Below are 14,389 nucleotides of genomic sequence, written 5' to 3'. Positions count from 1 at the left end.
CCATTTATATTTATTCATTTTATTCACCTATGCAGAACCAGTTAAATCGTACCTGTGCACCCGCACGACGAAAGAAAAACGATGTTTTTGATAACGAGTTATCGTCCTGGAGAACGTAGGCAATAGATCCCGCATCAGCACTGGTCCCTGATAGAGACATAATTACTCGCCCTACTGAAATGGGGAAAGGAACCGGAAAATTTATGGTCCCTGTTGTTGCAGAGCCAGTGTAAGTCCCCCACTGCAATAGTTTCCCGTTTGGTAATTGGCTCCATCCTGAGCCAGCACCAAAGCTGGACATATCCGGTATCTGATTTTCCCCTGTACCAACATCTCGTTTTGCTGCCGTTCCCAAACCAACCTTTCATAGAGTGCTGCTCGCGCCACTCAATCCTGCGGTTCCTGAACCCCAACCAAAGGTCCCTTTTTGATAGCCTTAACTCATACAAACGAACGGAGATAAGACTTATGATTATTGGATATGCGCGGGTATCAAGTAACCATCAGGACACGGAACTGCAAATGCAGGCACTGAGAGCCGCTGGCTGTAAGATGATTTTTGAAGAAAAGGCTTCCGGCCGTAAGACCAACAGGCCAATACTCAACAAGGTCGTTAACATGCTGGAGCCGGGGGACGAGCTGGTCATATGGAAACTGGATCGTATCGGGCGTAACGTCCTGCACGCGCTGTTAACGTTCCAGAGTCTTTCCGAACGTCAGGTCAACATTCGTTCTGTCACTGATGGTGTTGATCTCAGTACGGCAAGCGGTCGCTATAATTTCCGCAATATTCTCTCTGCGGCGCAGTATGAATCAGACCTCAATAGCGAGCGAACTCTCGCAGGTCTGGCAGTCGCAAGAGCAAAAGGCCGGATTGGTGGCCGTAAGCCTAAATTTACCGATGAACACTGGGATTCATTTGGGCAAGAAATTATGGCGGGACGTTCACATCGTGAAGTGGCTCAACAATTTGGTGTCGGTGTATCGACGCTGTATAAAAAATTTCCTTCGACTACCTCTCATCACGAGTCATCGACGTCCGTTTAAAACCGTCTTTAAATGTCATTAAAGTGTGCATTTTGCAAATATCGTGATCCAGTTTGGATTGGATCGCGATATTTGCGCACGTGGATCGCTTTGGCTGCGCCGCTCCACTCGGTGTCTGTGCCTGTATTTATCTCCCGATGGCACAAAAAATAAACAAGATCGCGCTTAATAGCCTTTCGTTCGTTGCGGTGGCGGCAATATTGTTTGTTAGCGTCAGAAGTGATGTCATTCTGGGTTATCCCAATGCTTACACCCTGATCGTTTGCGTCAGTACCGCGGTGTTAATTTTCACCGGTAGCCAGCAAAATATTCTGACCTGTAAATTGCTGTCATTCCCGCCGTTGGTCTGGCTTGGCACGATCTCCTATTCGCTTTATCTCTTTCATTGGCCGATTTTCGCGACACTGCACTACATCGGTATTACCAGTGTCTATGCCAGAATGGCTGGTCTGGGTCTGGCTGTGTTGCTGGCGATGGGATCATATTATTTCATCGAGAAACCCTACCGGAAGCCTCGTCAGTCGTTGAAAAAAACGCTGATTCTGCTGGTGGTTATCCCACTGATTGCCATTATTACCCTGATGTCGGTCAGTAAGCGTTTTGACGGATTTAGCTATCTACGATTCGGCGAGTCGTTAAGTCATATCAACCATGTGCTCAAAGAGACGAAGATAAAGCAGCGTCAGGATTGTATGAACGAAAACGTCACAGGAACTGATATGGCTTGTGTGGTGGGGGATAAAACCGCTTCTGAGAAAGCGCTCCTGATGGGCGATTCGCACTCTAATCAGTACTGGAATTTCTTCGATATTATGGGGAAAAATGCGCATGTTGCTGTTGATATGAAAGCGACTTCACTGTGCCTGGCGATTCCCCGTGTGTATCACGACGATCTCTATACTTATAAAGGCGATTATTACCGGGCCTGTCATGAGAATGTCAAAAAATACTATGAAGCGATCCGAAACCATAAATATAAATATGTGATCATTTCTCAGGTCTGGGAAAACTATGCGGCATTCAGGGTCAGATCGCAGATTGAGGATTCCCCATCGCCTGCGGAATCTATCAATATTCTCACCCGAGCCACGGAACAGGCAATACAGGACATTATTGATGCCGGGGCGCAGCCGGTACTGGTGAAAACGATGTTCCCGATGCCTAAGAACTTCCTGACCTGTTTTTATGAACATTTTAAGACGCGGGGAGAGTATGAGCCTCAGGCATGCAACCCGAATCCACAGATTAATAAAAGTGTCTGGACGGAACCGTTTTTTGCCACGTTACAGGCCCGCTTCCCATCGTTGATTATTGTCGATCCCAAAAATGTGCAATGTCCTGACGGGCTGTGCAGGACGGAAATTGAGGGCATACCGCTGTATCGTGACGTCGGTCATTTAAATGATTACGCCACGAAAGCGTTGGGGGAGGTGTATCTGGAGCAATTTGGCAATCCATTAAAAACACCTGGTCGATAATATAGCAGGAGGAGAGCCTGGAGGCAGGCTTTCCTCTGTCAGACAAAACCAGTGATGAATGTCACTTGCCCCTTTTGGTGTATTTAAAATGCCAGTTATGAGGCGTAACCTTTCTGGAACAGCGGTTTACTCACAATCGCATCCTACCGACTGGAAGAGGGAAGGACATGCTTCAGATTCCACAAAATCATATTCACACACGTGCCACGCCGTTCTGGAACAAAGAAACGGCACCTGCCGGAATTTTCGAACGCCACCTTGATAAAGGAACCCGACCGGGCGTTTATCCCCGTTTGTCGGTGATGCAGGGGGCGGTCAAATATCTCGGATATGCGGATGAACACAGTCCAGAAGCCGAAACAGTGATGATCATTGAAGCGGGCCAGTTTGGTGTGTTCCCACCGGAAAAGTGGCACAACATCGAAGTGATGAGCGATGACACCTATTTCAATATCGACTTTTTCGTCGCGCCAGAGGTACTGATGGAAAGCGCGAATCAACGAAAAGTCATTCATACCGGGAAGAAATAATCATGGGCAAAGCAACCTATACCGTCACTGTGACGAATAACAGCAATGGCGTCTCTGTCGATTACGAAACCGAAGCGCCAATGACTTTACTGGTGCCTGACGTCGCCGCTGAAGTGGTGAAAGATCTCGTCAATACCGTGCGTTCCTACGATACGGAAAATGAGCACGACGTCTGCGGCTGGTAAGTCACGCTATGCAGAGAGGAAACCGGCTGTCATCGCCGGTTTTTTTTCGCTTTCCGGAAATGCTCCCCCACACCTGTCCTGAAACGGCGGACGTCGTCACTCAGCGCAAAAATTTACAAACCGTATATTTGTAGGATCAATAAATGGTTACGCACAATGTGGCGACGCTTTGCGCAGCGGCGTGTTGCCAATGACTTGATCCCTGTCGGAGTTGAAATTACTGTATATAAAAACAGTATTAAAGGTGTGCATTATGACGTTGTACAGACCTGCGGAATGGCATGAAGTCATTACCTTTCCACTTTTCAGCGATCGGGTTCCATGCGGATTCCCCAGTCCGGCGGCCGATTACGTTGAGCAGAGTATCGATCTCAACAAATTACTTGTTCAGCATCCCAGTTCGACTTATTTCGTCAGGGCTGCTGGCGACTCGATGATCGATGCGGGGATCGGCGACGGCGATCTGCTGGTGGTGGACAGTTCACGTACTGCCAGCCACGGAGATATCGTGATTGCGGCGGTGGAGAGGGAATTCACGGTGAAGCGGTTGCAGTTACGACCTACCGTTCAGCTTAACCCTATGAACAGCGCCTATTCTCCCATCATCATCGGCAGTGAGGACGCCCTGGCGATTTTTGGCGTCGTGACATTTATTGTAAAGGCGGTGAGTTAACTATTGCTGCGTATTGTTTGTCCCCCTGACGTTGCAAACCGTACACGGCTGGTTTCCTTGTGATTCCCCGGTGGTCTTAAGTGGTATCCCAATGGCAGGCAGGTTAATTACTCATTAACCTGCCTGTTTTGTGAGCAGACATACCCACTTCGGTTTACGTTGTTACGGAGAGGAACGGAGATATCCGACTGACGTAGGGATACGGCATGCGAACAAACTTGATTAACAACGTCATGTCACTCACCCACAGGGTTATGCACCGTTTCTGTGGATAACCGACCACGTTTTCAGGCAGAACAATCCACTAAAAAAGCGCCAGAATTTTGCTTGCAAGTTAAAAAATATCTTAAATAATACTGTATATAAATACAGTTTCTATGGGGTGTGACGTGTTTGCGTTATGCGATGTGAATTCATTTTATGCGTCCTGTGAGACGGTGTTTCGGCCCGATCTGAAAGGCAAACCGGTTGTTGTGCTGTCAAATAACGATGGTTGCGTGATTTCCCGTAGTCCCGAAGCGAAACCGTGGGTGGTCATGGGAGCGCCCTATTTCAAGCAAAAAGAGGCGTTCCGGCGTCATGGGGTGGTGTGTTTCAGTTCGAATTATGAACTCTACGGTGACATGAGCAATCGGGTCATGTCGACGCTCGAAGCGCTATCACCACGCGTTGAAATTTACAGTATCGACGAGGCCTTTTGCGATTTGACGGGAGTCCGAAACTGTCGGGATCTCACGGATTTTGGCAAAGAGATCCGCGACACGGTCTTAAAGCGGACACATCTGACGCTCGGCGTGGGGATTGCACAGACAAAAACGCTGGCCAAGCTGGCCAACCACGCGGCGAAGAAGTGGCCGCAGCAGACGGGTGGCGTTGTGGATCTGTCGAATCTCGAACGGCAGCGAAAACTGATGGCGGCTCTGCCGGTTGATGAGGTGTGGGGCGTTGGTCGTCGTATCAGTAAAAAGCTGACCGCGATGGGCATAAAAACGGTACTCGATCTGGCGGATACGCACATCGCGGTGATACGCAAGCACTTCAATGTCGTACTGGAAAGAACCGTGCGGGAGTTACGCGGTGAGCCTTGCCTGGCGCTTGAGGAGTTTGCGCCCGCGAAGCAGGAGATCGTTTTTAGTCGCTCATTCGGCGAGCGCATTACGGAATACGAACAGATGCGCCAGGCGATTTGTGCTTATGCGACGCGCGCGGCGGAGAAGCTCCGGAGTGAGCATCAGTATTGCCGGTTCATTTCGACATTTGTGAAAACGTCGCCGTTTGCGCCGAATGAAACCTGGTACGGCAATAGCGCGTCCGTAAAACTGCTGACACCGACACAGGACAGCCGGGACATCATCAGCGCAGCCACGCGATGCCTGGACGCTATCTGGAAAGAGGGGCATCGTTATCAGAAGGCTGGAGTCATGCTCGGTGATTTTTTCAGTCAGGGCGTGGCGCAACTCAATCTGTTCGATGATAACGCACCGCGTCCCGGCAGCGAGAAGTTGATGGAAGTTCTGGATACGCTCAATGCCAAACAGGGAAGAGGAACGCTGTACTTTGTCGGGCAGGGGATTCAGCCACCATGGCAGTTAAGACGGCAGATGCTTTCTCCGCGCTACACCACGCGTTTTTCCGATCTGCTGGTGGTCAGGTGATCGTCGCTGCAGGTATGAATCATCGGGAGACAGAAAACACGGTCTCCCTTCACATAATCTGCTCCTACATGGGGAAAGTCAGCGTGAGTCCCACGCCCGTTTCTTTGAGATCCACATAACGGGACAGATGGATTTTTGCGGCAAGATCGGTGCAATGGCTGGGATAAAGCGTAGTAGCCGACAATGCGCTAAGATATTTCCCGGTTTCCGAGAGTAAGGATTCATCAGCATTAAGGAGATGAAAGCCGCCTATAACGGAAGCAATTTTCGATTCTCCAGTGACTGATTTTGCGTGCTCAATAATATTACAAATCCCGGCGTGGGAACATCCGGTGACAATCACCAGTCCATCCTTTGTCTTAATTGCCATTGCACTATCATCAATCACGTAATCAGCCGTTAACTCACCATCATGATTATGTGTGTGGCCTACCGGATTTTGCGCTTCAAAATGGTTAAGGCGGGGGATTTGCCCTAAAAAAGTGATGTCTTCGGATAATTTCAGGGGTTGTGTGGAACTGACGATATTAAAGAAGTAATCAAAACAAAGGGCATTATGGTTCATCCCAATGGGTTTCGACTCATAAAATTTAGGCGTAAATGCGGCGGGGTGGGCGATGATATCGACTTTCTTTGCTGGAGATGATGGAAGTCTGTCGTAATGCTGGAATAAATGGTTTAACCCCCAGGTGTGATCGTTATGTCCATGTGATAATACAATTTTATCAATGTGCGTAAGATCGATATCCAGGATCTGTGCATTTTTTAAAAAAATATCAGAATAGCCAACGTCAAAAAGAAGTTTTAAGCCTGAGCATTCAATGTAATAGCAAACGCCAGGTTCTCCGGTCAAATACCTGTCAATGTAAGTATTGTTATCTACCAGTATGGTTAATTTCATCACTCTGCATCCCATTCGGATTCACTATATCGATTGAGGCCATTATCGAACCTTTTGATTTTCTGACGCAAATCATAACCGCGATCTCTGTCACATAAGCGAGGAGCGGAAACGGCGGACGTCAAAACAAGGGGTAGTCGCACAGCGCAATGTGGTGTATAAAAGACTTATACAAAAAGTATAAATTAATACATTATGTATTATCTATGGAACGCAGGAGAGATGCACATGCACCCGGATATCACATTGAACACAACATCCCATGGGCTTCCTCCCGCTGGACACTACTCGGCGAGCGTGACAGCAGGGGGATTTGTTTTTATCTCAGGGCAACTGCCAATCACCCCGCATGGTGAGAAAAAGGCGGGGGCGTCTTTTGAGGAACAGACCAGACAAGTTCTGGAAAATGTCGATGCCTGTCTGAAGGGGGCCGGTGTCTCCCGTCAGCATCTGGTTTCCGTACGTGTCTATGTGACAGATATCAACCAGTGGCCGACGTTTAACGACATTTACGCCGAATGGATTGGCGATTTCCGTCCATCTCGTGTCGTTGCTGGGGTGGCAGAACTGCATTATGGTTCTGCCTTAGAAGTAGAAGCACTCGCGCTGGCGCAATAAGCCCGACGCTTAACGCTATACAGGTGAAAAAATGGTTGAGATTACACTCCCGGAATATGCTGATGTTGCCGCCGCCGCAGGGCGTATTGAAGGATATGCAAACAAGACGCCGGTGATGACCTCCCGGACCGTCAATGCGGAATTTGGCGCTGACGTTTTCTTTAAATGTGAAAACCTACAGCGTATGGGAGCCTTTAAGTTTCGTGGGGCGATGAATGCATTACGCCAGTTTACGCCGGAACAACGTGCTGCTGGCGTGGTGACATTTTCTTCCGGAAACCATGCTCAGGCGATAGCGCTGTCAGCTAAATTGCTGGGTATTCCGGCGACAATCATCATGCCTCATGATGCGCCAGCCGCGAAAGTAGCGGCAACCAAAGGGTATGGTGGCAATGTTGTTATGTACGATCGCTATACGGAAGATCGTGAACAGATTGGCCGTGAACTGGCTGAGAAACAGGGACTGACGCTCATCCCTCCCTACGATCATCCGCATGTTATCGCCGGTCAGGGCACGGCCACCAAAGAGTTAATTGAAGAGGTTGGTCCGCTGGATGTTCTTTTTGTCTGTCTGGGGGGCGGTGGTTTACTTTCAGGTTCAGCACTGGCCGCCCGGCAACTTTCGCCAGATTGCATAATTTATGGCGTGGAGCCTGAAGCCGGTAACGACGGACAGCAGTCTTTTCGAAGCGGAAAAATCGTTCACATCGATACGCCAAAAACGATTGCTGATGGTGCACAGACGCAACATCTGGGGCACTATACGTTCCCTCTGATTCAAAAATACGTCAATGATATTCTGACCGTTTCAGACGATGAATTAATTGCTTCGATGAGGTTTATGGCCGAGCGTATGAAAGTCGTCGCAGAACCCACGGGCTGTCTTGGCTTTGCAGCGGCAAGGGCGAGAAAAGCAGAACTCAGCGGGAAAAAAGTCGGCATTATCATCAGCGGCGGCAATGTGGATATCGCGCGCTACGGTGAGTTTCTGGCCGGGAAATCCGTTTCGTGAGGCTGTAAACGGATAGCAATAATGACAACGGGCATCACTGTGGGAGACCGGCATGCCAAAAAACGACGAGAATTCGCTTCTCAGCCAACTTGACACTATCGCGAAGGGATTAAGCGAAACGTTTTCTCCTTTTTGCGAAGTGGTTGTTCATGATCTCAAGGATCCTGAGCATGCGATTATGTCGATACATAATAATTTATCCGGTCGTGAGGCGGGACAACCGGCGACGGAACTCGGGCTGGCAAGGATTGCCTCTCCGGATTTTCCTGAAATTATTGCGAACTACGGCAATCAGTTTGCTGATGGCCGTCCGGTAAAGAGTACGTCTATTGGCATTAAGGATGAAAAGGGTAATTACGTCGCCGCATTATGCCTTAATGTCGATATGACGCTTTTCCGGGGGATGCAAAGCGCGCTGGCGCGTTTTACCGAAACAGAGAGTTCACCGGTGCGTGAACATCTTGACCCCGGGAGCACTGAAGTCATTCGCCAGCGCATCGATGACTTTGCCGCGAAACGCGCCACCACGGCGCGCGCGCTTAAAACGGAAGACAGAAAGGTTCTGATCCAACAGTTACGCAAAGAGGGATTGCTGAATGTGCGTAAATCCATGGATACGGTGGCACAGCATTTAGGGGTGTCACGGGCGACAGCCTACCTCTATGCGCGCCAGTCCGGGTGAATTCGCCGGTGTGCGATATATCATCTCTTATATATTGCCCAGCATGAATAATGAGCAAACGAACGGTAATAATAAGGGAAAGTCATCCACACCTATTGCAGGGGTAATTTGAGTTATGTATTATCTCGCCCGGTTCTGATAATGAGTAGATTCTCAATCGGAAATAAAAACCGGCAGACCGCCATTAGCTCATCTGGAAGAGCGAACGACTTTTGTTGTAGGGAACGGGGTTCGAGGCCTCGATGGCGGCCCAAATTTGAAGGCCCAGACATCTGTCTGGGCCTTTTTGCTTTCTTCGCTTACCCGCCGGGCTCAAAGCCCTTCCGTCACAATCTTTGCAGCGGCGGCCAGAATATCTTTACGCCCTTTGGCGTCCTGCTGTGGCTGTGTAAAGTAGGTGACGAGGATCAGCGGCGCACGATCTTCGGGCCAGATCACCGCGATATCATTGGTTGTACCGTAATCACCGCCTCCAGTTTTATCGCCAACCACCCAGCCTTCAGGGAGTCCGGCACGAATGCTCTGACCGCCGGTCGTATTGCCTTTCAACCATTCGACAAGCTGTGCACGCTGTGCGCCAGCCAGCGCATCGCCCAGCGTCAGTTTGTGCAGGCTTTTCGCCATCGCCAGCGGCGAGGTCGTGTCGCGCTCATCGCCAGGGATGGCGGTGTTCAGCTCGGGTTCTTTCCGGTCCAGACGAAACGTCGTGTCGCCAATTGAGCGGGCAAAAGCCGTGACGTTACTGGTACCGCCCAGGTGCTCAAGTAATTTATTCATTGCCGTATTATCGCTGTATTGCAGCGTGGCAGCGCTTAGCTCCGCTAATGTCATCTCTTTATCGACATATTTTTCCGTCACCGGATTCCAGTTTGTCAGATCGGCTTTTTTGATGACCATTTTCTGCTGCAAAATATCGTGCTGAGTTTCACTCTGTTTTAATACCGCGGCAGCGACCATTGTCTTACTGGTACTGCACATGGCAAAGCGCTCATCACCGCGATAAAGGATTTGCGAACGATCGGCGGTATTAATCAGCGCAACGCCCAGTCGGCCACCCGATTGTTTTTCTAATGCTGCCAGCTTTTCTTGGACCTGTGCGGGATCCCCCTGCGTGCGAGCCAAAAGCGGTGAACTGGCAGTAAAGAAAGCGAGCACGGCGGCAATAAGTACCGTCTGATGATCTCGTTTTTTAAACATAAATAACATCCTTGATAATCAGTAAATTGATCAATGCACGCACTTTATTTTTCCGCTCAAACAGACAAAAGAAGAAAGAGAATTAAAGGCGCATGATGTGTTTGCGATGCCAGAACTATCCGCTCTCTGCGCTTGCTTAACAAGCGAGAAGAATTTACCCTGGGATAAAGAAAATCTTATGAGTCTTTATTATGCGCTCTAATCTTCCGCTTAATGCCCTACGGGCCTTTGAGGCTTCGGCTCGCCATTTGAGTTTTACTCGTGCGGCACTGGAACTTTGTGTCACGCAGGCCGCCGTCAGCCAGCAGGTACGTATCCTGGAAGATCGCCTGAACAGAGTGCTGTTTAAACGTCTGCCCAGAGGGCTGGAGATGACGGATGAGGCGCAGGCACTGTTTGCCGTCCTGACCGACGCCTTTGGTCAAATCGACACCATTTTTCGTCAGTTTGAGGGTGGGGAATATCGTGAAGTGCTCACGGTTGCTGCAGTCGGTACCTTTGCCGTTGGCTGGTTACTGCCGCGCATTGAACAATTCCGGCAGGCGCATCCGTTCGTTGAGTTACGCCTGCGTACAAATAATAACGTTGTGAATCTGGCGGCTGAGGGACTGGATTTTGCCATCCGCTTTGGCAATGGCTTGTGGCCCGCCACCCATAACGAAATGCTGTTTGAGGCTCCGCTGACTGTCCTGTGCACGCCAGAAACGGCCCAACGGCTCAGGCGGCCAGCCGATCTCTTGCAAGAGAATCTTCTGCGTTCATATCGGGTAGATGAGTGGGATAACTGGTTTGCTGCAGCAGGCGTGACGGCAGAGCGGATCAATGGTGCCGTTTTTGACTCCTCACGTCTGATGGTTGAAACGGTTATCCATACCGGCGGTGCGGCACTGGTTCCGGCAGTGATGTTTGCCAGAGAACTGGCGGCCGGACAACTCGTTCGCCCCTTTGACATTGAGATCCAAATGGGCGGTTACTGGCTCACCCATCTGAAGTCGAAACCGATGACGCCCGCGATGGAAATCTTCCGCGACTGGATCGTGAAAATGGCATAAACGGGAGCCAGCAGACTCCCGTTTGCGGCTCAGCGAACGACCAGCACCGGACAGTGCGCGTGACGCACAACGGCGGCGGCGGTAGAACCTAACAGATATGTTGAAATACCGGGCTGGTGTGACGCGATGATCACCAGGTCAGCACTGACGGTATCCGCCAGCTTCAGGATCTGATCCTTCGGGGGGCCGTATACCACATGCGTCTGTACCCGTCCTTCAGGGATATCGAATTGCTTCACAATTTCGTTGAGTTTTTGTAATGCCTTCGTCTGCAGTCCATTTTTATCCGGGAGTTCGCCAGAGTAGGCGAGCCCCAGGGATGCATAAAAGGGGACTGAGGGAATGACTGACAGAAAATGGACTTTTGCCGTTTTGGCGTGGATTTTGACCTGAGGAATAAGCTGCCGGGTGAGATCGGCTTCTGAGATATCAATGGGCACCAGAACAGAACGATACATAGTCATTACCTCCTGTTTTTTGTCTCCGGTTTCAGTATATCGAATCTGGTTTTTGCATAAAAAGTGACCAGATCAAGTTTCCTTCATTTACGCGCAACAGTGTTGAATAAATTTTATTGTTATAATATAACATTTCATCTTGTTCATTTGATTGAGGGTACGACGTTGGCTATTCATTGGAAAAAATTATCTGTTTCTCTGGGAATGTTGTGGTTCAGCAGTTATGCCTTCGCCCATGGCGATCACGCGCATGGTGTGCCGTTGACGGAGATGGAACAGAAAGCAGCGGAAGGCGAATTTGCGGATAGCAATGTTAAGGACAGGGCGCTTACCGACTGGGATGGCATGTGGCAATCCGTTTATCCTTATCTGGTCAGCGGTGAGCTGGATCCGGTTTTCAAACAGAAGGCGGCAAAGGATAAGGGGAAAACGGCGGAAGAGGTGAAAGCCTATTACCGGAAAGGCTATGCGACGGAAGTCGACACCATTGGTATCGAAAATGGCGTGATGGAGTTTCATACCGGTAAGCAGGTGGCTTCCTGTCAGTATGACTATGCCGGGTACAAGATCCTGACCTACACCTCAGGTAAAAAAGGGGTGCGTTATCTGTTTGAATGCAAAGACGCAAACAGTAAAGCGCCGAAGTTTGTGCAGTTCAGCGATCATATTATTGCGCCGCGGGCGTCGAACCACTTCCATATTTTTATGGGCAATACCTCACAGCAGGCGCTACTGGAAGAGATGGATAACTGGCCAACCTACTATCCTTATCAACTCAAGGCGCAGGCCGTGGTAGACGAAATGCTGCACCACTAAATTCAGGCTCAGCCCGTTGCTTGTCAGCGGGCTTCCTGTCGCGCTAAGGTGGCACCTGACATGATGACGGTGAGGCGATGACATTGAAGATTCCGGATACCCTTCGGAAACAACTGGAAAAGGCGACGGCCATCATTGAACGGATCTTTGAAGAGGATCTGTTGGCTATTCACCTGTACGGATCTGCCGTTGAAGGTGGGTTAAAACCTTACAGCGACATTGATTTGCTGGTCACCACGCGTGTGCCGCTGACGACGGCACAGCGAGAAGCGCTGATGCAGGAACTCCTGTCGGTGTCAGCCTGGCCTGGTACGTCGACGCTCTGGCGAGCGCTTGAGGTGACGGTTGTGGTGCATACCGATGTGGTGCCCTGGCGTTTTCCTCCCCGACGGGAAATGCAGTTTGGCGAGTGGTTGCGCGAGGATATTCTCGCCGGGAAGTATGAACCCGCACAGCAGGATAGCGATCTGGCGATTTTATTGACTCAGGTGCGTAGTGCCAGCATGGCTTTAACCGGCGAGCGTGCGGATTTGCTTTTTGAGCCGGTCCCGGAAAACGACATTCGGAAGACGTTCCGTCAGACGCTGACGCTCTGGCAGGACAACGGTGATTTACAGGGCGACGAGCGCAATATCGTGTTGACCCTGGCGCGCATCTGGTACAGCGTGGCGACAGGTGGCTTTACCGCGAAAGACAGCGCGGCAGACTGGTTAATGCCTTATCTCCCGGACGAGCACGCTTCTCTACTTGCAGCCGCGCGGCTCGACTATCTGGGACAGGCAAGCGTTGACTGGGCAGAGATAATGCCCGCTGTTTCGCGCTTTGTCTGCTATGCAAAAGCAAAAATAGCCGAACAGTTATCGCACGTGGATAAGTGATGCCATATTTCAGGCATCGTGATTGCCGCAACAGAAAAATGGCTGATAATAAAAAAGGCAGATTGCTCTGCCTTTTTTTATCAGGAATTATCTGAGAAGAGCGTTTATTTCAACTCTTCAGCTTCCGGCAATGTAACGTTAAGTTCGAGAATGGAAATATCGCCGTCCTTTTGTTCAAGCTGAACGGTGACCATTTCCGGATCAATTTGTACATACTTACAAATGACCTCAAGAATATCTTTACGCAACTGCGGTAAATAATGCGGCTCAGCGTCACTACGACGACGCTCAGCAACGATAATCTGCAATCGCTCTTTCGCGATGTTCGCTGTACTCTTTTTCCGCGAGAGAAAAAAATCCAGTAATGCCATAACTTATCCTCCGAACAGGCGTTTGAGGAAACCTTTCTTCTCTTCGTCAATGAAGCGGAAAGGACGTTCTTCTCCCAACAGACGATCTACCGTATCGGCATACGCTTTACCTGCGTCTGCATTGATGTCCAGAATGACCGGTTCGCCCTGGTTAGAGGCGCGCAGAACAGACTGATCTTCCGGGATAACTCCGACGAGTTTAATGCGCAGGATCTCCAGCACATCTTCCATACTGAGCATGTCGCCACGGTTAACACGGCCTGGGTTGTAGCGCGTCAACAGCAGATGTTCTTTAATCGGATCTTCACCGTTTTCGGCACGGCGCGATTTAGACGCCAGGATACCCAGGATACGGTCAGAGTCGCGTACCGAGGAGACTTCCGGGTTGGTGGTGATAATCGCTTCGTCAGCGAAATAGAGCGCCATCAGCGCGCCAGTTTCAATCCCCGCAGGGGAGTCGCAAACGATAAACTCGAAATCCATTGCTTTCAGATCGTCGAGAACCTTTGCCACGCCTTCACGCGTTAATGCGTCTTTATCGCGCGTCTGAGAGGCCGGAAGAATAAAGAGATTCTCAGTGCGCTTGTCCTTGATGAGCGCCTGATTGAGTGAAGCATCACCCTGAATGACGTTGACGAAATCATAAACAACCCGACGCTCACACCCCATGATCAGATCGAGGTTACGCAGGCCGATATCAAAATCAATAACGACAGTTTTCTTTCCCTTCTGGGCCAAACCAGTAGCGATGGCCGCGCTGGAGGTGGTCTTGCCAACGCCCCCTTTACCCGAAGTAACTACAATAATGCGTGCCATAGAAATTCCTTGTTAAAAAG

At 50.0% G+C, this 14,389-nt stretch carries 18 protein-coding genes and 1 tRNA gene; 13 read left to right on the top strand and 6 right to left on the bottom strand.

Annotated features, from left to right (window positions below; genetic code table 11):
- Positions 1-19 precede the first annotated feature (19 nt).
- Positions 20-301 (bottom strand): hypothetical protein, encoded by a 282-nt coding sequence (locus C2U53_RS30785; RefSeq protein WP_371415046.1) that lies wholly within the window; start codon positions 299-301, stop codon positions 20-22.
- A 167-nt stretch (positions 302-468) separates the two neighbouring features.
- On the opposite strand from C2U53_RS30785, the gene C2U53_RS23830 reads away from it, so the two are divergent.
- The 6 genes from C2U53_RS23830 (at position 469) to C2U53_RS23805 (ending at position 5,568) form a co-directional block, all read left to right on the top strand.
- Positions 469-1,047, top strand: coding sequence for a recombinase family protein (locus C2U53_RS23830; protein ID WP_104446526.1), 579 nt, complete (start codon positions 469-471; stop codon positions 1,045-1,047).
- Between the two features lie 137 nt (positions 1,048-1,184).
- The gene (locus C2U53_RS23825) at positions 1,185-2,525 is read left to right on the top strand and encodes an acyltransferase family protein (RefSeq protein WP_172740589.1); all 1,341 of its coding nucleotides are present in this window, start codon (positions 1,185-1,187) and stop codon (positions 2,523-2,525) included.
- Positions 2,526-2,692: 167 nt separating this feature from the next.
- Positions 2,693-3,055, top strand: a complete 363-nt coding sequence (yeaR, locus tag C2U53_RS23820; RefSeq protein ID WP_043000424.1) for a DUF1971 domain-containing protein YeaR — start codon at positions 2,693-2,695, stop codon at positions 3,053-3,055.
- Positions 3,056-3,057: 2 nt separating this feature from the next.
- Positions 3,058-3,240 (top strand): DUF1869 domain-containing protein, encoded by a 183-nt coding sequence (locus C2U53_RS23815; protein WP_012132688.1) that lies wholly within the window; start codon positions 3,058-3,060, stop codon positions 3,238-3,240.
- Positions 3,241-3,493: 253 nt separating this feature from the next.
- Positions 3,494-3,913, top strand: coding sequence for a translesion error-prone DNA polymerase V autoproteolytic subunit (locus C2U53_RS23810; protein ID WP_043000425.1), 420 nt, complete (start codon positions 3,494-3,496; stop codon positions 3,911-3,913).
- A 389-nt stretch (positions 3,914-4,302) separates the two neighbouring features.
- Entirely contained in the window at positions 4,303-5,568 is a 1,266-nt protein-coding gene (locus C2U53_RS23805) for a Y-family DNA polymerase (protein WP_043000426.1), read from the top strand.
- A 64-nt stretch (positions 5,569-5,632) separates the two neighbouring features.
- Here the strand turns inward: C2U53_RS23805 and C2U53_RS23800 are convergent, their stop codons facing one another.
- On the bottom strand, positions 5,633-6,469 hold the full coding sequence (locus tag C2U53_RS23800) for an MBL fold metallo-hydrolase (RefSeq protein ID WP_044257654.1): 837 nt from the start codon (positions 6,467-6,469) through the stop codon (positions 5,633-5,635).
- A gap of 228 nt (positions 6,470-6,697) precedes the next feature.
- On the opposite strand from C2U53_RS23800, the gene C2U53_RS23795 reads away from it, so the two are divergent.
- The 4 genes from C2U53_RS23795 (at position 6,698) to C2U53_RS23780 (ending at position 9,034) form a co-directional block, all read left to right on the top strand.
- Entirely contained in the window at positions 6,698-7,087 is a 390-nt protein-coding gene (locus C2U53_RS23795; protein ID WP_043000428.1) for a RidA family protein, read from the top strand.
- A 31-nt stretch (positions 7,088-7,118) separates the two neighbouring features.
- On the top strand, positions 7,119-8,099 hold the full coding sequence (locus C2U53_RS23790; protein WP_044257655.1) for a threo-3-hydroxy-L-aspartate ammonia-lyase: 981 nt from the start codon (positions 7,119-7,121) through the stop codon (positions 8,097-8,099).
- Positions 8,100-8,151: 52 nt separating this feature from the next.
- Positions 8,152-8,781 (top strand): transcriptional regulator, encoded by a 630-nt coding sequence (locus C2U53_RS23785; RefSeq protein ID WP_043000430.1) that lies wholly within the window; start codon positions 8,152-8,154, stop codon positions 8,779-8,781.
- 178 nt (positions 8,782-8,959) lie between these two features.
- Positions 8,960-9,034 (top strand) — tRNA-OTHER (locus tag C2U53_RS23780).
- Positions 9,035-9,093: 59 nt separating this feature from the next.
- Here the strand turns inward: C2U53_RS23780 and blaSED are convergent.
- On the bottom strand, positions 9,094-9,978 hold the full coding sequence (blaSED, locus tag C2U53_RS23775; RefSeq protein WP_104446524.1) for an SED family class A beta-lactamase: 885 nt from the start codon (positions 9,976-9,978) through the stop codon (positions 9,094-9,096).
- Positions 9,979-10,169: 191 nt separating this feature from the next.
- Between blaSED and C2U53_RS23770 the strand changes: the two genes are divergently transcribed.
- Entirely contained in the window at positions 10,170-11,030 is an 861-nt protein-coding gene (locus tag C2U53_RS23770) for a LysR family transcriptional regulator (RefSeq protein WP_044327690.1), read from the top strand.
- A gap of 29 nt (positions 11,031-11,059) precedes the next feature.
- Here the strand turns inward: C2U53_RS23770 and uspF are convergent, their stop codons facing one another.
- Positions 11,060-11,488 carry a universal stress protein UspF gene (gene uspF, locus C2U53_RS23765; protein ID WP_043000433.1) on the bottom strand — a complete coding sequence of 143 codons (429 nt, stop codon included), beginning with the start codon at positions 11,486-11,488 and terminating at the stop codon, positions 11,060-11,062.
- A gap of 165 nt (positions 11,489-11,653) precedes the next feature.
- Between uspF and zinT the strand changes: the two genes are divergently transcribed.
- Together zinT and C2U53_RS23755 are read left to right on the top strand one after the other, a co-directional pair.
- Positions 11,654-12,304 (top strand): metal-binding protein ZinT, encoded by a 651-nt coding sequence (gene zinT, locus C2U53_RS23760; RefSeq protein ID WP_043000434.1) that lies wholly within the window; start codon positions 11,654-11,656, stop codon positions 12,302-12,304.
- A 77-nt stretch (positions 12,305-12,381) separates the two neighbouring features.
- Positions 12,382-13,182 carry an aminoglycoside nucleotidyltransferase ANT9 gene (locus tag C2U53_RS23755; RefSeq protein ID WP_043000435.1) on the top strand — a complete coding sequence of 267 codons (801 nt, stop codon included), beginning with the start codon at positions 12,382-12,384 and terminating at the stop codon, positions 13,180-13,182.
- A gap of 104 nt (positions 13,183-13,286) precedes the next feature.
- On the opposite strand, the gene minE is transcribed toward C2U53_RS23755, so the two are convergent.
- Together minE and minD are read right to left on the bottom strand one after the other, a co-directional pair.
- A complete protein-coding gene (gene minE, locus C2U53_RS23750; protein WP_043000436.1) occupies positions 13,287-13,553 on the bottom strand; it encodes a cell division topological specificity factor MinE in 267 nt (88 codons plus the stop codon).
- A gap of 3 nt (positions 13,554-13,556) precedes the next feature.
- On the bottom strand, positions 13,557-14,369 hold the full coding sequence (gene minD / locus C2U53_RS23745) for a septum site-determining protein MinD (protein WP_043000437.1): 813 nt from the start codon (positions 14,367-14,369) through the stop codon (positions 13,557-13,559).
- Positions 14,370-14,389 lie beyond the last annotated feature (20 nt).

It is taken from the genome of Citrobacter sp. CFNIH10, assembly GCF_002934585.1.
Taxonomy (GTDB): Bacteria; Pseudomonadota; Gammaproteobacteria; order Enterobacterales; family Enterobacteriaceae; genus Citrobacter_A; species Citrobacter_A amalonaticus.
Note: the sequence above shows the minus strand (reverse complement) of the source record. Positions and strands in the feature narration are given on the sequence as shown.